This is a genomic window from Streptomyces sp. SN-593 (genome assembly GCF_016756395.1).
Lineage (GTDB): Bacteria > Actinomycetota > Actinomycetes > Streptomycetales > Streptomycetaceae > Actinacidiphila > Actinacidiphila reveromycinica.
In genome coordinates this window covers 6,633,274-6,653,468 of record NZ_AP018365.1, presented here as the reverse complement: position 1 = coordinate 6,653,468, position 20,195 = coordinate 6,633,274, and the positions used below count along the sequence as shown (strand labels likewise).

14 protein-coding genes are annotated in these 20,195 nt (G+C 69.1%); 4 read left to right on the top strand and 10 right to left on the bottom strand.

Annotated elements, in window-relative coordinates:
- Positions 1 to 9: 9 nt before the first annotated feature.
- From dxs to acnA, 9 genes are all read right to left on the bottom strand, one after another.
- Complete coding sequence (gene dxs, locus RVR_RS28505; protein ID WP_202236780.1) at positions 10 to 1,968, bottom strand: 1-deoxy-D-xylulose-5-phosphate synthase; 1,959 nt, start codon at positions 1,966 to 1,968, stop codon at positions 10 to 12.
- Positions 1,969 to 2,192: 224 nt separating this feature from the next.
- The gene (locus tag RVR_RS28500; protein WP_202236779.1) at positions 2,193 to 3,497 is read right to left on the bottom strand and encodes a sugar ABC transporter permease; all 1,305 of its coding nucleotides are present in this window, start codon (positions 3,495 to 3,497) and stop codon (positions 2,193 to 2,195) included.
- Complete coding sequence (locus RVR_RS28495; protein ID WP_202236778.1) at positions 3,494 to 4,282, bottom strand: ATP-binding cassette domain-containing protein; 789 nt, start codon at positions 4,280 to 4,282, stop codon at positions 3,494 to 3,496. Before RVR_RS28495 ends, RVR_RS28500 begins: the two co-directional genes overlap by 4 nt.
- 217 nt (positions 4,283 to 4,499) lie before the next feature.
- Entirely contained in the window at positions 4,500 to 5,582 is a 1,083-nt protein-coding gene (locus RVR_RS28490) for a sugar ABC transporter substrate-binding protein (RefSeq protein ID WP_202236777.1), read from the bottom strand.
- A gap of 138 nt (positions 5,583 to 5,720) precedes the next feature.
- Entirely contained in the window at positions 5,721 to 6,923 is a 1,203-nt protein-coding gene (locus RVR_RS28485; RefSeq protein WP_202236776.1) for an ROK family transcriptional regulator, read from the bottom strand.
- A gap of 262 nt (positions 6,924 to 7,185) precedes the next feature.
- Positions 7,186 to 8,121: a carbohydrate ABC transporter permease gene (locus RVR_RS28480; protein WP_202236775.1), complete on the bottom strand. Its 936-nt coding sequence runs from the start codon at positions 8,119 to 8,121 to the stop codon at positions 7,186 to 7,188.
- A gap of 10 nt (positions 8,122 to 8,131) precedes the next feature.
- A complete protein-coding gene (locus RVR_RS28475; RefSeq protein ID WP_202236774.1) occupies positions 8,132 to 9,058 on the bottom strand; it encodes a carbohydrate ABC transporter permease in 927 nt (308 codons plus the stop codon).
- Between the two features lie 42 nt (positions 9,059 to 9,100).
- Positions 9,101 to 10,525: an N-acetylglucosamine/diacetylchitobiose ABC transporter substrate-binding protein gene (gene ngcE / locus RVR_RS28470; RefSeq protein WP_202236773.1), complete on the bottom strand. Its 1,425-nt coding sequence runs from the start codon at positions 10,523 to 10,525 to the stop codon at positions 9,101 to 9,103.
- 486 nt (positions 10,526 to 11,011) lie between these two features.
- Positions 11,012 to 13,726, bottom strand: coding sequence for an aconitate hydratase AcnA (gene acnA, locus RVR_RS28465; RefSeq protein ID WP_272933114.1), 2,715 nt, complete (start codon positions 13,724 to 13,726; stop codon positions 11,012 to 11,014).
- Positions 13,727 to 14,073: 347 nt separating this feature from the next.
- On the opposite strand from acnA, the gene RVR_RS28460 reads away from it, so the two are divergent.
- From RVR_RS28460 to RVR_RS37985, 3 genes are all read left to right on the top strand, one after another.
- Entirely contained in the window at positions 14,074 to 15,603 is a 1,530-nt protein-coding gene (locus RVR_RS28460) for a helix-turn-helix domain-containing protein (RefSeq protein WP_202236771.1), read from the top strand.
- Between the two features lie 182 nt (positions 15,604 to 15,785).
- Positions 15,786 to 16,574: a helix-turn-helix transcriptional regulator gene (locus tag RVR_RS28455; protein ID WP_202236770.1), complete on the top strand. Its 789-nt coding sequence runs from the start codon at positions 15,786 to 15,788 to the stop codon at positions 16,572 to 16,574.
- A gap of 183 nt (positions 16,575 to 16,757) precedes the next feature.
- Positions 16,758 to 17,372, top strand: coding sequence for an FAD-dependent monooxygenase (locus RVR_RS37985; RefSeq protein WP_237405018.1), 615 nt, complete (start codon positions 16,758 to 16,760; stop codon positions 17,370 to 17,372).
- A 775-nt stretch (positions 17,373 to 18,147) separates the two neighbouring features.
- On the opposite strand, the gene RVR_RS28445 is transcribed toward RVR_RS37985, so the two are convergent.
- Complete coding sequence (locus RVR_RS28445) at positions 18,148 to 18,516, bottom strand: hypothetical protein (protein WP_237405017.1); 369 nt, start codon at positions 18,514 to 18,516, stop codon at positions 18,148 to 18,150.
- 297 nt (positions 18,517 to 18,813) lie between these two features.
- Between RVR_RS28445 and RVR_RS39205 the strand changes: the two genes are divergently transcribed.
- A protein-coding gene (locus RVR_RS39205) for an IS630 family transposase (RefSeq protein WP_430393190.1) occupies positions 18,814 to 19,877 on the top strand; the annotation gives its coding sequence in 2 pieces (ribosomal slippage) (positions 18,814 to 19,261 and positions 19,261 to 19,877; 1,065 coding nt in all).
- Positions 19,878 to 20,195 lie beyond the last annotated feature (318 nt).

Genomic DNA, 20,195 nt, shown 5'->3' with positions numbered 1-20,195 from the left:
CGCCGCGGCTCAGTCCCGGCTGACCTCGTCCGCGGTCTCGACCGCGGACTCGACCGGCGCCGTGCCGTCCGCCTCGTCGGCGAACCGCCCGTCGAGGCGGGCGACCACGCCGGTCACCTGGCGCGCGATGTCCGGCGCGGTGAGCCCAATGGCGGCCAGCACGTCCCCCCGCGAGCCGTGCGCGAGGAACCGCGGCGGGATGCCGAAGTCGCGCAGCGGGACGTCCACCTCGGCGTCGCGCAGCGCCTGCGCGATCGTCGAACCGACGCCGCCGACCCGGCCGTTGTCCTCGACGGTGACGACCACCCGGTGCCGGGCGGCCAGTACCGGCAGCTCCGGGTCGACCGGCTTGACCCAGCGCGGGTCCACCACGGTGGAGGTGATGCCCTGCGCGTCGAGCAGCGTGGCGATCTCCAGGCACATCGGGGCGAGCGCGCCGACCGACACCAGCAGCACGTCGGGGTGCTCGGCGCCCTCGGCGGGCGCGCGCAGCAGGTCCATGCCGCCGATCCGGCCGACCGCGGCGACCGCGGGGCCGACCGCGCCCTTGGAGTAGCGCACCACCGTCGGCGCGTCGTCGACCTCGACGGCCTCGCGCAGTTGGGCGCGGACCTGGTCGGCGTCGCGCGGCGCGGCGATCCGCAGGCCGGGCACGACCTGGAGGATGGACATGTCCCACATGCCGTTGTGCGAGGCGCCGTCGCTGCCGGTGACGCCGGCGCGGTCCAGGACGAAGGTCACGCCGCACCTGTGCAGGGCGACGTCCATCAGCACCTGGTCGAAGGCGCGGTTGAGGAACGTGGCGTAGACGGCGAAGACCGGGTGCAGGCCGCCGGTGGCCAGGCCCGCGGCCGAGGTCGCGGCGTGCTGCTCGGCGATGCCGACGTCGTAGACCCGCTCGGGGAACGCCTTGGCGAACTTCGTCAGCCCCACCGGGTGCAGCATGGCCGCGGTGATGGCGACGATGTCCTCGCGCTCCTTGCCGAGTTCGAGCATCTCGTCACCGAAGACCGAGGTCCAGTCGGCGCCGCCGGCCGAGACCGGCAGCCCGGTGTCGGGGTGGATCGGGCCGATGCCGTGGAAGCGGTCGGTCTCGTCGCGCTCGGCCGGGGTGTAGCCGCGGCCCTTCTCGGTGATGCAGTGCACGATGACCGGGCCGCGGAAGCGCTTGGCGCGTTGCAGCGCGGACTCCACCGCCTCGATGTCGTGGCCGTCGATCGGGCCGACGTACTTCAGCCCCAGGTCCTCGAACATGCCCTGCGGGGTGACGAAGTCCTTCAGGCCCTTCTTCGCGCCGTGCAGCGTCTCGTAGAGCGGCCGGCCGATCAGCGGGGTGCGCTCCAGCACCTCCTTGGTGCGGGCGAGGAACTGCTCGTACCCGTCGGTGGTGCGCAGGGTGGCGAGGTGGTTGGCCAGGCCGCCGATGGTCGGCGAGTAGGACCACTCGTTGTCGTTGACCACGATCACCAGCGGGCGGTGCTTGGCGGCGGCGATGTTGTTCAGCGCCTCCCAGGCCATGCCGCCGGTCAGCGCGCCGTCGCCGATCACGGCGACCACCCGGTCGTCCCGGCCGAGCAGTTCGTTCGCCTTGGCCAGGCCGTCGGCCCAGCCGAGCACCGTGGAGGCGTGGCTGTTCTCGATCACGTCGTGCTCGGACTCCGCCCGCGAGGGGTACCCGGACAGGCCGCCGGTGCCCTTGAGCCTGGCGAAGTCCTGACGGCCGGTGAGCAGCTTGTGCACGTACGCCTGGTGGCCGGTGTCGAACAGCACCCGGTCGGCGGGCGAGTGGAAGACCCGGTGCAGCGCGACGGTCAACTCGACCACGCCGAGGTTCGGGCCGAGGTGGCCGCCGGTCTTGGAGACCGCGTCGACGAGGAAGTCCCTGATCTCCTCGGCGAGTTCGACCAGTTGCTGCGGGCTGAGCCGGTCCAGGTCGCGGGGTCCGTTGATACGGGTCAGCAGTGCCACCCGTGCCTCCTCTTCCTAGCGCGCACTTGTCCGTCGCGGCGGGCCGATCTGGCCTCCAGCGAGTCTAATGTTCCGGATAGCGGAGCGTCCGGCGACCCGTGCGAGATATGTCACCGGCCGTGGTCCCGCGAGTACCACAGCCGTACCACGAGAACGCCGGGTGCGTCCGGGCGGGTGCCCGGACGCACCCGGCGCGGGGTGCCTCGTGGTGGTACGGCCGGACGCTAGGCGCGACCGGACGTCCGCTGGGTCCTGCGGGACACCGAGTCCACCACGACCGCGGCGAGCAGCACGCCGCCGGTGATCATGTACTGGATCGAGGTGTTCATGTTCAGCAGGTCCAGGCCGGTGGTGATGGACTGGATGACCAGGCCGCCGAGGAGGGCCGACCAGACGCGGCCGCGCCCGCCGAAGAGGCTGGTGCCGCCGATGACGGCCGCGGCGATGGCCAGCATCAGCGTGTTGCCGCTGCCCGCCTGGAGCGTCGCGGTCTGGGTCTGGGCGGCGAGGAAGAGACCGCCGAGGGCCGCGAAGCCGCCGGCGATCGCGAAGACCGCGATCCGGACCAGGTCCACGTTGATACCGGCACGCCGGGAGGCCTCGATGCTGCCGCCGAGCGCGAAGACCTTGCGGCCGAAGGTGGTCCGGCGCAGCACGAAGTCGCAGATGATCAGCGCGACCAGGAAGACCACGAGGGCGTTCGGCACGCCGGCGGTCTTGTTGAGCACGAACGCGACCACGTAGCCGACGATCGCCAGCAGCACCGCGCGGGCCACGATCTCGCTGGTCGGGCGGAACGGGACGCCGGCCTTGCGGCGGCGGCCCTGCTCCACGAACGAGCCGATCAGCAGCGCCGCGACACCGACGGTGGCCAGGATGTAGGCGCCGGCGATGTCCTGGTCCATGAAGAAGGACGTCTGGCCGAGCAGGTGCATCGGGCCCTTGTCGGCGATCGAGAGGCTGCCGGTGTCGCCCAGCACCCACAGCATCAGGCCGTTCCAGCCGAGGAAGCCGGCCAGGGTGACGACGAAGGCGGGCACGCCGACCTTCGCGAAGAAGATGCCGTGCACGGCGCCGATGCCGATGCCGATCAGCACGGCCAGCAGGAACGCCAGCCACATGTTCATGCCGTGCGTGGTGGTGAACACCGCGAACAGCGCGGAGATCAGGCCGCTGACCGAGGCCACCGACAGGTCGATCTCACCGAGCAGCAGCACGAACACCAGCCCGATGGCGAGCATGCCGGTGCCCGCCACGAAGTAGCTGATGTTGACCATGTTGGTCGAGCTGAGGAACAGGCTGTCCTTGCTCTGGAAGATCGCCCAGATGACGATCAGGGCCACGATGACCGGCAGCGAGCCCAGCTCGCCGCCCTTGAGGCGGCGCTGGAACTCGGTGACGTAGCCCTTCAGGCCCTGTTCGCGGACCAGCAGGCGGGGGTCGACCGCGGCCACCGCGGGGGGCGGGACTTCCTCGGAAGGCGGCTGGTCGCCGGCCTTCGACGTGTCGATGGTCGTCTTGTCGCTCACTTGGCCGCCTCCGCGCTGCGCGACTGCCGACGGGTCACGGCGTTGTCCGTGGCGCCGGTGATCGCGGCGATGATCTGCTCGTTCGTGGTGCTCTTCACCGGGAAGGAACCGTTGTTCCGGCCCAGCCGCAGCACGTGGACGGTGTCCGCGACGGCCGTCACATCTGCCATGTTGTGGCTGATCAGAATGACGCCGAGGCCGCGCTCGCGCAGCCGCTCGACGAGGTCGAGCACCTGGGCGGTCTGCTCCACGCCGAGGGCGGCGGTCGGTTCGTCGAGGATGACGACCTTCGGCTCGCCGATCAGGGCGCGCGCGATCGCGACCACCTGGCGCTGACCGCCGGAGAGGCTCGCGATCGGGATGCGGACACTGGGGATGCGGATGGACAGGGTGTTCAGCAGCTCGCGGGAGCGCTTCTCCATCGTCACCTCGTCGAGGCTGCCGAACCGCAGCAGCTCCCGGCCGAGGAACAGGTTGCCGACCACGTCGAGGTTGTCGCACAGGGCGAGGTCCTGGTAGACGGTGGCGACACCGAGCTGCTGGGCGTCCTGCGGGCGGCTGATGCTGACGCCGCGGCCCTCCCACTCGATGACGCCCTCGTCGATCGGGTGGACGCCTGCGATCGTCTTGACCAAGGTGGACTTGCCGGCACCGTTGTCACCCACGAGGGCGACCACTTCTCCGGCGTGGACCTCCAGTTCGACGTCGGTGAGGGCTTGTACCGCACCGAATCGCTTGGAGACTCCGCGCAACGCCAACACGGGCGTAGCGGACACGTGAACCATCTCCTTCGCCGCCTGACCGGCGGGGATGCCGCGGGCTGGGTCTACAGCCCGCGGAAGAAGTGCTGAGCGCACAGGTTTGCAAGGCTTACCGGGGACGGGTGGGTACCCGTTCCCCCACAGGTCCCGGGACCCGTCGTGCTTCCGTCCGGCGCCCCGCCCCGGCAGCGGGGTTTTGGTGGGTGCGGGGCACCGGACAGGCTTCACCGGGAGGCGGTGGCTACTCGATGCCCGCCGCCTTGCAGGCCGCCGCGAACTGGGCGGTGCAGATCTGCGAGGTCGGGTACAGGCCGTCCTTGACGACCGTGTCCTTCAGGTTCGCCTTGGTCACGGCGGTGGCGCCGATCAGGAGCGAGGGCACCGTCTGGCCGGACGCGCTCTTGGACGTCGTGGTGGCGATGCTCGTGATGCTCTTGCCCTGGAGCAGGTTGACGGCGATCTCGGCGGTCGCGTCGGCCTCGGGCTTGTACGGCTTGTAGATCGTGGCGCTCTGGGTGCCGGCGAGGATCCGCTGCACGCCGGGGAGCTCCGCGTCCTGGCCGGTCAGCGGCGGGTTGATGCCCGCGCCCTTCAGGGCGGTGGCGATACCGCCGGCCATGCCGTCGTTGGCGGAGTAGACGCCCTTGATGTTCTTCGCGCCGAGCTGGGTGATCGCCGCAGTCATCTTCTGGTTGGCCGTGGTGTCCTTCCACAGGCCGGACTGCTCGTAGGCGATGTTCACCTTGCCGTCGAGGATCTTGTGCGCGCCGGCCTTGAACATGGCGGCGTTCGGGTCGGCCGGGTCACCGTCGATCATGACGATCTTCGAGGTCGGCTTGGCGTCGGCGCCCATCGCGTTGAGCAGCGCCTGGCCCTGCTCCTCGCCGATCTTCTCGTTGTCGTAGGAGACGTAGGCGGACACCGGGCCCTCGGCCAGACGGTCGTACGCGACGACCTTGATGCCCTTGTTGACCGCGGCCTGGATCGACGACTTGATGCCGACCGAGTCCTCCGGGTCCACGATGAGGACCTTGACGCCCTTGGTGATCATCGTGTTGACCTGCTGCGCCTGCTTCTGCGGGTCACCGGCAGCGTTGTCATAGCTGACCGTGCAGTCGGAGCACAGCTCGCTGATCTTCTTCTCGATCAGCGGCTTGTCGAACTGCTCGTACCGCGTGGTCGCGTTCTCCGGCAGGAGCAGGCCGATCGACTTGTCGTTGCTCTTGTCCGAGCTGCTGCTGCCCGCCTTGCCGCAAGCGGCCATGGTGAGCGCCATCGACACAGCCGCCGTGCCGATGACGATCCGACGCGTCATTGCGTTCATCTGAGGTTGCCTCCCTGACAGGGCCGCAACACTGCGGCCGAGGTGCACGTGAGTCAACTCCGGCTGACACGTGTCGTCAAGAAGTAAACACTTAACGAGATGGCAACGGCGCGTTTCGTTAGCTGTGTGAACGCTCCGTTATGCCGAAAAGACGGGTGAATCAACCGGTGTGTTCCCGTCCAGCAGCGTGGAATCGCCCATCTCGCTCAGAACCAGGGCAAGGGCACCCAGAACCTCGGCCCGGGCGCCGAGCGCGCCCGGCATCACCGACAGCCGCTGCGCCGCGCTGGGGATGGCGTAGCGCGACACGGACTCCCGGATCGGGCCGAGCACCAGCTCCCCGGCCTCCGCCAGGTCCCCGCCGAGCACGACCCTACTCGGGTTGAGCAGGTTGCAGAGGCTGGCCACGCCCATGCCTATGTGCCGCCCGACGTCGCCGATGACCCGGCGGCAGCCCGGGTCCCCCTCCCGCCCGAGCTGCACCATCTTCGGGATGGTCAGATGCTCTCCGTGACTGCCGCGGAGCAGTTCGAGCACGTAGCGTGCAGCGGTGAAGGTCTCCAGGCAGCCGCGGTTGCCGCAGCGGCAGACCGGGCCGGACTCGTCGAGGGTGATGTGCCCGATCTCCCCGGCGGTGCCGCCGGGACCGCGGTAGATCCGGCCGTCCACCACCAGGCCGGCCCCGACACCGCTGGCCACCTTGATGTACGCCAGGTCGCGGACCCCGCGGCCGCTGCCCCACACCAGCTCGCCCAGCGCGCCGAGGTTGGCGTCGTTGTCCACCTGGACCGGGACGCCGAGCCGGTCGATCAGCTCCTGCCGCGGGTTGATGCCGCTCCAGCCGGGGAGGATCGCGGTGGACCCGAGGGTGCCGGTCTCCATGTCGATCGGCCCCGGGACCCCCAGCCCCACGCCGAGCACCTTCCCGCGGTCGATCCCGGTGGACTCCACCAGCCTGCCGACCAGCGCCTCGGCCCGGTCGAAGCCCTCGGACGCCGAGGCGTCCACGTCGATCGGCTCGGACTGCTCGGCGAGCACCTGGTGGGCGAGGTTGCCGACCGCGACCCGCAGGTGGGAGTGGCCGAAATCGACGCCGACCACGATTCCCGCGTCCCCGGACAGCGCCACGCTGCGCGCCCGCCGACCGCCCGAGGAGGTCGGCGTGACCTGCACCGTCCCGTTGTCCCGCAACTCGCGCACGATGTTCGACACCGTCGCCGCCGACAGGCCGGTCGTCCGCGCGATCTCCGCCTGGGTGAGCGAACCGGCGAGCCGGACGGCCCGCACCACGCGCTCCAGGTTGGCCCGGTGCAGCGATGACTGCGATCCCGGAGTCTCCACGACATCCACTCCTGCCCGGCGGCCGGAGCGGTTCCGGCTGCCCGCACGGGACGGGGCCCGGGTACCGGCGCCAGAGCTGCCACACCAGTGAGACCCCGTCGTCTACAACATGTGAACTCTAAGTTGAGTGTTAGGGGTGATGTCCCGTCAAGGGGGAGAACCACACCGTTACGCGATACACCCCCGACGCCGACCAGCGGCTCCGCGTGCTCGCGGAGCCGCTGGGGACAGCGTAGGGGGCGTACGGAGCCGGGTGGAGGGCCTATTTCACGGCACCCGCGGTCAGGCCCGCCTGCACCTGGCGCTGGAAGACGATGTAGACCGCCAGCACCGGGAGCATCGCGATCGACAGCCCGGCGAACAGGCCGGACCAGTCGCCCTGGTACCCCTGCTGCACGGAGAGGTCCGCCAGGCCCTGGGTGAGGACCCACTTGTCCGTGTTGCCCTGGTTCAGCACCAGGGGCAGCAGGTACTGGTTCCACTGCCCGAGCACGTTGAAGATCCCGATGCTGATGATGCCCGGCCGGGCCATCGGCACCATGATCTGGAAGAACGTGCGGGTGTGGCTCGCCCCGTCGACCAGCGCCGCCTCCGCCACCGACGTCGGCAGGGTCCGGAAGAACGACGTCATGAAGAAGACGGTGAACGGCAGCGAGTAGGCGATGTAGACCAGGATCAGGCCGGGCAGGGTGTTGAGGATGCCCAGGTTCTTCGTCACGAAGAAGAGCGGCACCAGCACCATCACGACCGGGAAGGCCATGCCGCCGACGAACAGGAAGTAGATGAAGCGGTTGCCGAAGAACTCGAACCGGGCGAGCACGTAGGCGGCCATCGAGCCGAAGAGCATCGTGCCGACGGTCGAGAAGCCGACCACGATCACCGTGTTGATGAAGTAGCGGCTCATGTGCGCCTTGGTCCAGGCGCGCGACCAGCTCCCGGCGTGCGGGTGCGTCGGCAGCGACCAGGGGTGCGAGAGGATGTCGCCCGAGGTCTTGAAGGAGCTCCACACCGCCCACAGCAGCGGCACCGCCACCATCAGCGCCCAGACGATGAGGAAGCCGTGGCTGAAGACGTTCAGCACCACTCCCTCCCCGCGCCAGCGGTGTTTGGCGGACGCGTCGGGTCCGGGCTTGCGGAGCGCCTGGGACGGGGCCTTGTCCGCCGGTCCCGGGGCGTCTTCGTAGGTCTCAGTGGTCATCGCGGCACCCCTAGAACTCGATGCGCTCGCGGCGCGAGAGCCGCAGCGTCAGGACGGCGAACACCAGCGTCACGATCAGCATCGCGACACCGATCGCGGCCGCCATGCCGTACTGGCTGTTGTCTCGGAATGCCGTCTTGTACAGCAGCAGCGGCACCACGTCGGTGGTCTCGTTCGGCCCGCCGTTGTTGACCGACATCAGCTGCACGAAGGCGAAGCCGTCCATGGCGATGATGCCCATGTAGACCCAGCCGGTGGCCACCGTGTCGCGCAGCAGCGGCAGCGTGACCCGGAAGAAGGTGACGATCCGGTTAGCGCCGTCCAGCAGCGCCGCCTCGTAGATCTCAGCGGGGATCGAGGCCATGCCGGCGGAGAAGAGCACCACGTAGAAGCCGACGTTCGCCCACACCATCACCGCCATGATGCAGGCGAGCGCGATGCTCGGGTTGCCCAGCCAGGACTGCTGGAGCGAGCTGAGGCCCAGGTCGCCCAGGAGCGAGTTGAGCAGGCCGTTGTCCGGGTCGGGGTTGTAGATCTGCTCCCACAGCACCGCGATCACCGTGACCGACAGCACCTGCGGGAAGAAGTACACGATCTTGTAGAAGCCCGCGCCCCGGACGCCGGCGACCGACGCGCTGCCCTTGCGCCGGCCGCCGACGTTGAGCATGAAGGCGAAGAAGAGTCCCAGCGCCAGCGTCACGATCGGCACGATCAGCAGCATCAGGACGTTGTGCCACAGTGCCTTCCAGAAGAGGTTGTTGTGGATGATCTTCTGGTAGTTGTCCAGCCCGATGTAGTGCTTCTCGGGGGTCAACCCGCTCCAGTCCGTCAAGGAGATCTGGAAGTCCTGGATGAAGGGCGAGATCACGAGGACCGCGTACAACGCCACAGGAATTGCCAGAAACCCGATGATGAACCGGTACTTGCCGTGTCGCATGGTGCCGGTCGCTCTCGTCTCAGCCGTCAGGGAATGGTCGGGTCACACGTGCTTGAACTTGGGCACGGACGAGTCGGCCTTGGTCGCGTCGGCGGCCTTCTGCGCGCCCTCGATCCACTTCTTGGCGTCGATCTTGCCGGTCAGGAGCTGGAGGGTCAGGTTGCCCAGCGTCTCCTGGTTGAGCTTGACGTACCAGTCCTGGAGCCGCGAGTTGAGCACGTTCGGGCCGGCCGCCGTCAGCGCCTTGGACGCCGAGGCCAGGCCCGGGGTGAGGGTCAGCCCCTCCGCGGCGCCGCTGATGCAGGTCAGCGACTTCGTGGTGTTGGTGAAGTTGTCGGTCTCCTTCTTGGAGATCATGATGCGCAGCAGCTCCATGCCGCCGACCGGGTTCTTGCCGTTGGCGGCGACGATGTACGGCTCGCCGGCCGCGGCGTAGACGGTGCCGAACGGCAGCTTGTCCGCGGAGCCGGAGCCGACCAGCGCGCCGACCGCCAGGTCGAAGTCCTTCGGCATGGTCGGGGCGGCCTCGTTCTCCACCCACGAGCCGTCCGCCACGATGGCGGCCTTGCCCTTGGTCCAGGCGGTCTGCATCTGGATGTGGGTCATGCCCTCGGAGCCGGGCATGAAGTACTTCTTCGCGGCCACCTCCTCGTAGTACCCGATGACCTGCTTGACCGCGTCCACCTGCCAGGCGCCGTCCTCGAGGTCGTCGATGGCGTTGAGGACGTCCTTGCCGCCGACCTTGCCGATCTGGGCGAGCAGGTCGAAGTGGACGTAGTACGGGTACTTGCCCGGGTAGGTGAAGAGGGAGATGTTCTCCTTCTTCGCCTTGGCGCCCAGGGCCAGCGCCTGGTCGAAGGTCTGCGGGTACTCCCAGCCCTTGTCCTGGAAGAGCTTGTTCGAGTACCAGCCGCCGTAGACGGTGAACGCGTAGTTGAACGCGTACATCGCCTGGGTGCCGAACTGGCCCTGCTCGACGGTGCCGGCGATGAGGACGTCGCGGACCTTCTTGCTCGGGTCGTCGACGGTCGGCGCGTCGAGCAGCGCGGTGAGGTCCTGGAGCTTGTTCTCCTTGGCCAGGGCCGCGGTGTCGAGGTTGTCGGCGCCGGAGTTGTCCATGATGTCCGGCGGCGTGTTGCTGGCGAAGCGCGGCTGGAGCTTCGGGCCCAGGCCCTGCGTGCCGGTGTGCTTGACCTTGATGCCGTACTCGGAGTTGTAGACCGTCTCGGCGGCCTTCACGTACGAGTCGCCGAAGCCGCCCTTGAAGATGAACGCCTCCAGCGGGGCGCCCTTCTTCACACCGAGCGGGTTGTTCGCCGTCTTCGCGCCGGTGGGTTCCGACTTCGGCTTGTCGCTGCCGCCGCCGCTCGAGGCGCAGGCCGACAGCAGCGAGGCGGACGGGACGGCCACCACACCGATGGCCACGGCGCGCTTGATGGCATCACGGCGGTTGATCTCGGAGCCCATGCTCAAGTCCTCAGCCTTCTTCCAGGACTCATGCGGTGCAGCGGAATCCGCCGACGACCGCGAACAGTTGAAGCGTGAGTGATGCAGTGCATCCAGTGAGGCGAGGAACGATAGCCGACGGCCGTCTTGGCCACCCTGTCGGCACCCCCGCGCGCTCCCGCGCTCAGCGGGTTCCCGGACGCCGACAGGTATAGTCCACTCGGCTCCGACAGGGCAAGATCGAATGAAAGTTTGGCCGCCAAGCTTTCCCGAGTTGAGACCTGTCCGAAACGTGGGATGTTTGCCCGGTCGAAAGCTCGGGTCGGCCTTGTATTCAGTTCCCACCACGCTCCTGGTCCGGTGTGTTCAAGTAGTGAACCGGCCGAACCCGCCCAGGGCCGGGCGACCTGCCGGAAAACGCCGACGGGCCGCACCCCCGGGTGACAGGGGTGCGGCCCGTACGGCCGACAGCGGTGCTACGGCGGGGTTACGCCGACGTCACCGGACTCACTTGCGCAGCAGCGAGCGCAGGACGTACTGCATGATGCCGCCGTTGCGGTAGTAGTCGGCCTCTCCGGGGGTGTCGATCCGGACCACGGCGTCGAACTCGACGCCGGTGTCGGTGGTCACCTTCACGGTGCGCGGGGTGGTGCCGTCGTTGAGCGCGGTGACCCCGGCGATGGCGAAGGTCTCCTCGCCGGTGAGGCCCAGGCTCAGCGCCGACTCGCCCTCGGGGTACTGCAGCGGCAGCACGCCCATGCCGATCAGGTTGGAGCGGTGGATGCGCTCGTAGGACTCGGCGACGACGGCCTTCACGCCCAGCAGCGCGGTGCCCTTGGCCGCCCAGTCGCGGGACGAGCCGGAGCCGTACTCCTTGCCCGCCAGCACCACCAGCGGGACGCCCTGCTCGATGTAGTTGCGCGAGGCGTCGTAGATGAACGCGACCGGCCCGCCGTCCTGGGTGAAGTCGCGGGTGAAGCCGCCTTCCGTGCCCGGCGCGATCTGGTTGCGCAGGCGGATGTTGGCGAAGGTGCCGCGAATCATGACCTCGTGGTTGCCTCGGCGCGAGCCGTAGCTGTTGAAGTCGCGGCGCTGCACGCCGTGCTCGGTGAGGTACTGGCCGGCCGGGGTGTCGGCCTTGATGGCGCCGGCCGGCGAGATGTGGTCGGTGGTGACGGAGTCGCCGAGCTTGGCCAGCACCCGCGCGCCGGAGATGTCGGTGACCGGCTCCGGCTCGGTGCCCATGCCCTCGAAGTACGGGGGCTTGCGCACGTAGGTGGACTGCGGGTCCCACTCGAAGGTGTTGCCGGTGGGGATCGGCAGCGCCTGCCACTGCGCGTCGCCGGCGAAGACGTCCTGGTAGGACTCGGTGAACATGTCCTGGCCGATCGCGGAGGCGACCACGTCGTTCACCTCGGCCTCGGACGGCCAGATGTCCGCCAGGTAGACCGGCTTGCCCTCGGTGTCGGTGCCCAGCGCGTCCCGGGTGATGTCCACCTTCATCGAGCCGGCGATGGAGTACGCGACGACCAGCGGCGGCGAGGCCAGGTAGTTCATCTTGACGTCGGGGTTGATCCGGCCCTCGAAGTTGCGGTTGCCGGAGAGCACCGCGGCCACCGCGAGGTCGGCCTCGTTGACCGCCTTGGAGACCTCCTCGGGCAGCGGGCCCGAGTTGCCGATGCAGGTGGTGCAGCCGTACCCGACCAGGTTGAAGCCGAGCTTGTCCAGGTACGGGGTGAGGTGCGCCTTGTCGAAGTAGTCGGTGACGACCTTCGAACCCGGGGCGAGGGTGGTCTTCACCCACGGCTTGCGGGTCAGCCCCTTCTCGACCGCCTTCTTGGCGACCAGGGCGGCGGCCACCATCACGTAGGGGTTCGAGGTGTTGGTGCACGAGGTGATCGCGGCGACGGTGACCGCGCCGTGGTCGATCTCGTACGTGCTGCCGTCGGGGGCGGTCACCAGGGTGGGCTTGGTGGGCACCCCGTTGGAGGTGGCCGGGGAGTCGGAGGCCGGGAAGGACTCCTTGCCCGCCTCCTCGTCGTCGGCCACGTAGTTGCGCACGTCGTGGGCGAACTGCTCCGCGGCCTCCGCCAGCACGATACGGTCCTGCGGGCGCTTGGGCCCGGCGATGGACGGGACCACCGTGGACAGGTCCAGCTCCAGCTTCTCGGAGTAGTCCGGCTCCGCGGCCGGGTCCAGCCACAGGCCCTGCTCCTTGGCGTACGCCTCGACCAGCGCGACCTGCTGGGCCGAGCGGCCGGTGAGCCGCAGGTAGCTGAGCGTCTCGGCGTCGATCGGGAAGATCGCCGCGGTGGAGCCGAACTCCGGCGACATGTTGCCGATCGTGGCGCGGTTGGCCAGCGACGTGGCGGCGACGCCCTCGCCGTAGAACTCGACGAACTTGCCGACCACGCCGTGCTGGCGCAGCATCTCGGTGATGGTCAGCACCAGGTCGGTGGCGGTGGTGCCGGCCGGCAGCTCGCCGGTGAGCTTGAAGCCGACCACCCGCGGGATCAGCATGGACACCGGCTGGCCGAGCATCGCGGCCTCGGCCTCGATGCCGCCGACGCCCCAGCCGAGCACGCCCAGGCCGTTGACCATGGTGGTGTGGGAGTCGGTGCCGACGAGCGTGTCGGGGTACGCCTGGCCGCCGCGGACCATGACGGTGCGCGCCAGGTGCTCGATGTTCACCTGGTGGACGATGCCGGTGCCGGGCGGGACCACCTTGAACTCGTCGAAGGCGGTCTGGCCCCAGCGCAGGAACTGGTAGCGCTCCTTGTTCCGGCCGTACTCCAGCTCGACGTTCTGCGTGAAGGACTCCGGGGTGCCGAAGCGGTCCGCGATCACCGAGTGGTCGATGACCAGCTCGGCCGGGGCGAGCGGGTTGATCTTCGCCGCGTCGCCGCCCAGCTCCTTGACCGCCTCGCGCATGGTGGCGAGGTCCACCACGCACGGCACGCCGGTGAAGTCCTGCATGATCACGCGGGCCGGCGTGAACTGGATCTCCTGGCTCGGCTGGGCCTGCGAGTCCCATCCGCCGATCGCCCGGATGTGGTCGGCGGTGATGTTCGCGCCGTCCTCGGTGCGGAGCAGGTTCTCCAGCAGGACCTTCAGGCTGTACGGCAGCCGGGCCGAACCCTCGACCTTGTCCAGCCGGAAGATCTCATACGATTCGTCGCCCACCTGCAAGCTGCTGCGGGCGTCGAAGCTGTTCGCCGACACGACAGTCTCCTTCATGCATGTTCTCGCGCGTACCACCGCATAGCTGGCGTCCTGACGGCACGCCTCGGCAGATATCTCGATGTCGAGATAACTCTAGTACACCACCCCGATTCGGGTACCCCCGGCCCGCCGGGTGATGCGCGGGGCGGCCCACCGGGTGGCGCTCCGCACCCCGACTGACGGGAACCGGGCCCGGATGGCCGCCGTCCGGGTGGGTGAGGGGTCCACCGCCTGGACGCGCCCCGGATGGCAGGCACCGGCGCCGACGTTACGGTGAGGACGGCGGCGCACCCACGAACGGCCCAACTCGCGTAGCCCTATCTCACATATGAGATAGCCTTGGCGGCATGAGTGACGACTACCTGGTACGCATCGGCCGGCTCATCCGGGACGCCCGTCAACATCGCGGCTGGACACAGGCGCAACTCGCGGAGGCGCTCGGCACCAGCCAGAGTGCCGTCAACCGGATCGAGCGCGGCAACCAGAACATCAGCCTTGAGATGATCGCCAGAATCGGTGAGGCGCTGGACAGCGAGATCGTGTCGCTGGGCTACGCCGGGCCGATGCACCTCAGAGTGGTCGGGGGGCGCCGGCTGTCCGGCGCCATAGACGTCAAGACGAGCAAGAACGCGTGCGTCGCGCTGCTGTGCGCCACGCTGCTGAACGCAGGGCGGACCACGCTGCGCCGGGTGGCGCGGATCGAGGAGGTCTACCGCATCCTGGAGGTGCTGAACAGCATCGGGGTGCGCACCCGGTGGATCAACGACGGCAACGACCTGGAGATCGTGCCGCCGGCGGAGCTGGACCTGGCCTCGATGGACACCGCGGCCGCCCGCCGCACCCGCAGCGTCATCATGTTCCTCGGTCCGCTGCTGCACCGCACCGACCGCTTCCGCATCCCGTACGCGGGCGGCTGCGACCTGGGCACCCGGACCGTGCAGCCGCACATGAACGCGCTGCGGCACTTCGGCCTGGACATCACCGCCACCGACGGGTCGTACCACGCGGAGGTGGAGCGCGGGATCTCGCCGAAGCGGGCGATCGTGCTGACCGAGCGCGGCGACACCGTGACCGAGAACGCGCTGCTGGCCGCCGCCCGTTACGAGGGCGCGACCGTCATCCGCAACGCCAGCTCCAACTACATGGTCCAGGACCTGTGCTTCTTCCTGGAGGAGCTGGGTGTGAAGGTGGAGGGCATCGGCACCACCACGCTCACCGTGCACGGCGTCGCCGAGATCGACCGCGACGTGGACTACGCGCCCTCCGAGGACCCGGTCGAGGCGATGAGTCTGCTGGCCGCGGCGGTGGTCACCGAGTCCGAACTCACCATCCGCCGGGTGCCGATCGAGTTCATGGAGATCGAGCTCGCGGTGCTGGAGGAGATGGGGCTGGACCACGAACTCACCCCCGAGTATCGCGCGGACAACGGCCGTACCCGGCTGGTGGACCTCACCGTCCGCCCGTCCAAGCTGAGTTCGCCGATCGACAAGATCCACCCGATGCCGTTCCCCGGGCTCAACATCGACAACGTGCCGTTCTTCGCGGCCATCGCCGCGACCGCCCAGGGCTCCACGCTCATCCACGACTGGGTCTACGACAACCGGGCGATCTACCTCACCGAACTGACCCGCCTGGGCGCCCAGATCAAGCTGCTCGACCCGCACCGGGTACTGGTCGAGGGCCCGACGCGCTGGCGCGCCGCCGAGATGATGTGCCCGCCCGCGCTGCGCCCCGCGGTGGTGGTGCTGCTGGCGATGATGGCGGCCGAGGGCACGTCGGTGCTGCGGAACGTCTACGTCATCAACCGCGGGTACGAGGACCTGGCGGAGCGGTTGAACACGATCGGCGCGCAGATCGAGATCTTCCGCGACATCTGAGCTGTCCGACGGATCCGCGGCGGCCCCCGGCACGCGTCCCGCCGCGTCCCCGCGTGAGGGGAAGCAGCGGGGCCGTCCGGGGAGCTGGGCCGTACGAGGTGGGGGCGGGGGCGGGTCACCCGAGGGGCGGAGCGGAGCGCGCAACGGGCGGGGGCGGCGCGCTGCCGGTAGGCTGGCGTGGGATGCCGAAAGCCCGCCACACCCGAGGGGCCCCGGCGCTGCGGGCGACGCTCAGCGGCGGCGGGTGGCTGCCGCACGGCTACCGCCTCGCCCCCCACACGCACGACCAGGGGCAGCTCGTCTACGCCGCCGCGGGCACGCTCGCCACCACGACCGACCGCGGGACCTGGGTCGCGCCCGCCCACCGCGTGACCTGGACGCCGCCCGGCTTCGCCCACTCCCACCGCTTCTACGGCCGGACCGACGCCCGCCTGCTGGCCGTCCCGATCGACCTGTGCGGCGAACTCGTGGACCACCCCAGTGTGTTCGGCGTCAGCCCGCTGCTGCGCGAGGCGGTCCTCGCGCTGACCGACGAGCGGCCCGAGAACCGCCCAGGCGCGCGCCGGCGGCTGCTCGCGGTGGTGGTGGACGAGTTGTGCGACACCCCCGAGCAGTCGCTGCACCTGCCCGAGCCGGGGGACGACCGGCTGCGTGCCGTGACCGACCTCCTGCACGCCGATCCCGGCCGGCCCGCGACCCTGGCCGACCTGGGACGCGCGGCGGGCGCCAACGAACGCACGCTGAGCCGCCTGTTCCACACCGAACTCGGCATGAGCTTCCACCAGTGGCGCACCACTCTGCGCATCCACCACGCCCTGGCCCACCTCACCGGCGGCATGTCGGTCACGGACACGGCGATGGCGTGCGGGTGGTCGAACCCGTCGAGCTTCATCGACGCCTTCAGCTCGGTGGTCGGCCAGACCCCCGGCACCTACCAGGCCGACCTCCGCGAGAGCCGTACGCTCCCGTAGGGCACTCGTCCGCGCTCGGCGGGACCTCCGCCACGCCGCCGTTCGCCCTCGCGGTCAAGTTGGCGGCTTTTCGGCATCCGAAGTCCCTTTACCGGTGGGTGGCGGGCGGCCCGCCGGCCCACAGTGGGGGCCAGTGGGCCGCACCACCCCGGTCGGCTCCCGGCATCTGGAGCTCGAAAAGCCATGAGCACAACCACCAAGGACACCACCGTCGTCATCGTGGGAGGCGGGGTCGCCGGGCTGGCGCTCGGCACCTTCCTCCTGCGCAGGGGGATCGGCTGCGTCGTCCTGGAGAAGCACAGTCGTGAGCACGTGGAGCAGCGGCAGCGGGCCGGGTCCCTCGACGCCGGCGGGGTCCGCAGGCTCCGGAAGTGGGGTCTGGCCGAGGTCGTGGAGGGCCTGGACCACGGCGACTCCGAGGAGGCCATGCCGCTGCTGATCGAGGGCGAGGAGCGTCGGTGGCGGACCGGCGGCGACGGGTGGGGGGACGACGGGGCGGGCGGGGACGAAGCGGCGGGCGGGGACGACGGGGTGTTCTGTCCCCAGCAGGTCCTGGTCCGCAACCTGATCAGCGTCTTCCTGCGCGACGGCGGGGACCTCCGCTTCGGCGCGGAGGACGTCTCCCTGCACGACGTCGGCACCGGAAACCCCCTGGTGCGCTACCGGCGGGCCGACGGCGCGACCACCACCCTGAGCTGCGACCTCGTCGCCGGCTGCGACGGCTACCACGGCGTCAGCAGGACGGCCGTCCCCGACGACGTCCTCACCTGCTCCACCCACGAGTTCGGGTACGCGTGACTCACCGTCATGACCGAGGCGCCCGCGAACCCGCCGGCGGTGCTGGCGGTGCACTCCCGCGGTTTCGCCGCCCAGATCACCCGGGGGCCCGACACGAGCCGGGTCTACCTGCAGTGCCCGCTCACCGACACCGTCGAGCAGTGGCCGGACGAGCGGGTCTGGGACGAGTTGGGACGGCATTTTCTGGGCTATACAGCCCAGCTCACCCACGGCCCGACTGGGACTCCGCCCGCCGTGTCACCGCTGAGCACTGCCGTCGCCGCGCGCCGAGGGGACCCACGTGGCCGGGCACACGCCCGACCTCGGACCTCGCGGCACCAGCCGTCCCGGAGAAATCTCACTACGCGGTGTGGAGGCCCAGCCAACCAACAAGGAAATTTCCTTCTTTGCGCAACGAGTGAAGGGTATAGCTTGACACATACCCCGGCAGCAATCCGCTCATTTGCCGGGCCAAAATGTCTGCCATGAGCGAACTGATGCGAATGAGAAAATTGGCTAGAATCGAGAATTATTCCTTAAGGAGATCGCGGCCCGAGCCGAGGTCCGCATGGCCCGACGGGCGGTGCTCACCCGGCCCGGCCGCCCGCTGGAATTGTGGGCGATCTCACCGAGGCCCTGTCGGCGAGGGAGAGGTCCCCGTGACGTGACCCAGCCCCAGGAACGCCACTGGCCACAGCGGTTGATTTTCTGATGGCCACCAGCCCGGACGTCCGACGCCCGCCCACCTGGGCATCTCAGTGGCCGTTGACAGGGACTGCTCCTCAACTGACCGTCGCTATAGGCCGGCTTCTGCTTGTGCGGACTCTCGGATGCTGTTGATCTCCTTGACCGCGGCTAAGGCGTCGCTCGCCGATGTCTCCACGATCTGCTCAAGTTCGCGGAAGCGTGCTGCTCGCTTCGGATGCCGGTTGATGGCGACGAAGACGGCCCAGGAGTGGACGAAGGCCCGCAGTGGGTCGAGGCTCTGGATCTGTTGGGCGCTACTGGCTGCCTGGAAGAGATGGGCGGTGAGGGTGGGGAGCCTGTGCGGTGCGATCACCTCGACAGCTGCGCGTAGGGCTTCCGGAGTCAGTTCCGGCATCGGGATGAGCGGATCACCAGGCCCGTCGACCGCTTCACTGTCTCCTGAGATGTCGGGCTCCATGCCGCCGACAATACGGGCTGTCCAGCCGCCCGCGGTGCGACGTGCAGACGGCGGCGTGGGCACTTCTCCCCTCGGAGCAGACTCCCGACGTCAGTTCCGGAAAGCGTGGTGTGCAGGGTCGTCGTAGTCGGGCGTCCTACGACCGCGAGCCGCCGGGAGAACACGGGGGTGCGATCCTCATTCGAAGGCGTCAGGACACAAACGGCACGAATCGTCGGCGGCCGCTACTGAACTTGATTGGGTGATGTCGGAGCCGTTCGCCTGACGGCGGCCGGTCCGCTCCGGTAGCCCTGGACCGTGAGATACGCACAGGGCGGCGGGTTGACCGACGCCGGGAGGGCCGTGAGGGAGCGGGTCCGGCTGCAGGCCGTGGAACGCTTCGAGGGCGGGCAGAAGAACGGGGAGATCGCTGCCGTGCTGCGGGTCAGCGAGCGGTCGGTGGAGCGGTGGCGCCGTCAGTGGCGCGAGCGCGGTGAAGCGGGGGTTCTGTCGAAGGGATCGCCGGGCCGGCCGAGGCTCGGCGAGAAGCAGATCGCCCGGCTGGAACGGGAGCTGGAGCGGGGGCCGCTGGTCCACGGCTGGGCCGACCAGCGGTGGACACTGGCGCGGATCAAGACGCTGATCGGCCGGCTGTTCCATGTGAGCTACACGGTGGAGGGCACCTGGCTGCTGCCGAAGCGGCACGGCTGGTCCTGGCAGCAGCCCGCCCGGCGGGCGATCGAACGCGACGACGCGGCGGTCGAGGTCTGGAAGAAGGAGACCTGGCCGCGGGTAAGAGCACCGCGGCGGGGCACGGGGCCTGGATCGTCTTCGAGGACGAAGCCGGGCAGTCGATGACGCCGCCGCGCGCGAGAAGCTGGGGACGCAAGGGCGTAACGCCGGTGGTCAGGGTCCGTGGCCGGGGCTCGGGTCGGGTGTCCATGGCCGGGCTGACCTGCTACAAGCCGGGGAAGCGGTCGAGGATGTTCTACTCGGTCCGCGAGTACCGGGGCCGCAAGGGCGAGCCGAAGGGCATCGGCTGGCGCGACCTGCGTGACCTGCTGGTCAGAGCGCACATCCAGCTCGGCGGCCCGATCGTGCTGGTCTGGGACAACCTGCGCATGCACCTGGTCGAACCGATGCGCCAGTTCATCGCCGACCACGCGGACTGGCTCACCGTCTTCCAGCTTCCCAGCTACTCACCGGACTTGAACCCGCAGGAGGGCATCTGGTCGCTGGTTAAGCGCGACATGGGCAACCTCGCCGCAGCCGACCTCGGCCAGATCACCCAGGCCGTCAAGCGCAGGCTCAAGCAGATCCAGTACCGCCCGGACCTGGTCGACGGGTGTCTGGCCGGCACCGGCCTGATCACGGACGGCTGACCGACATCACGAATTCTAGTTCAGTAGCAAGTCGGGGGCAGATTCCCTTGGGAGATCATATACGCGCGATGTTGACTAACAACTTCGCATAGGGCCAGGGCCCTTCAGGCCCGATCTCTTCCGCTCGACATTTGACAGGAATCCGTCAAACTTGACATGCACAGAGGGAATTTTCCAGTCCGTGTGGAGTATTCACCGTCTGCCGTCGGCGAACTCGTGCGCGTCCGGCGGTAGCGAAAGGTGGCGCCCAGGTGGGCGCCGCCTCTACGTGCTGGATGATTCCGTGCCGTGTTTTCGGCTGAGCGTCGTCCCGCGAAC

What these genes read in the sequence shown, in the direction of transcription:
- RVR_RS28495 (WP_202236778.1), bottom strand. Translation starts at nt 4,282, where the DNA reads ATGGTTCACGTGTCCGCTACGCCCGTGTTGGCGTTGCGCGGAGTCTCC.
- RVR_RS28490 (WP_202236777.1), bottom strand. Translation starts at nt 5,582, where the DNA reads ATGAACGCAATGACGCGTCGGATCGTCATCGGCACGGCGGCTGTGTCG.
- RVR_RS28480 (WP_202236775.1), bottom strand. Translation starts at nt 8,121, where the DNA reads ATGACCACTGAGACCTACGAAGACGCCCCGGGACCGGCGGACAAGGCC.
- RVR_RS28475 (WP_202236774.1), bottom strand. Translation starts at nt 9,058, where the DNA reads ATGCGACACGGCAAGTACCGGTTCATCATCGGGTTTCTGGCAATTCCT.
- ngcE (WP_202236773.1), bottom strand. Translation starts at nt 10,525, where the DNA reads ATGGGCTCCGAGATCAACCGCCGTGATGCCATCAAGCGCGCCGTGGCC.
- RVR_RS28460 (WP_202236771.1), top strand. Translation starts at nt 14,074, where the DNA reads ATGAGTGACGACTACCTGGTACGCATCGGCCGGCTCATCCGGGACGCC.
- RVR_RS28455 (WP_202236770.1), top strand. Translation starts at nt 15,786, where the DNA reads ATGCCGAAAGCCCGCCACACCCGAGGGGCCCCGGCGCTGCGGGCGACG.
- RVR_RS37985 (WP_237405018.1), top strand. Translation starts at nt 16,758, where the DNA reads ATGAGCACAACCACCAAGGACACCACCGTCGTCATCGTGGGAGGCGGG.
- RVR_RS28445 (WP_237405017.1), bottom strand. Translation starts at nt 18,516, where the DNA reads ATGGAGCCCGACATCTCAGGAGACAGTGAAGCGGTCGACGGGCCTGGT.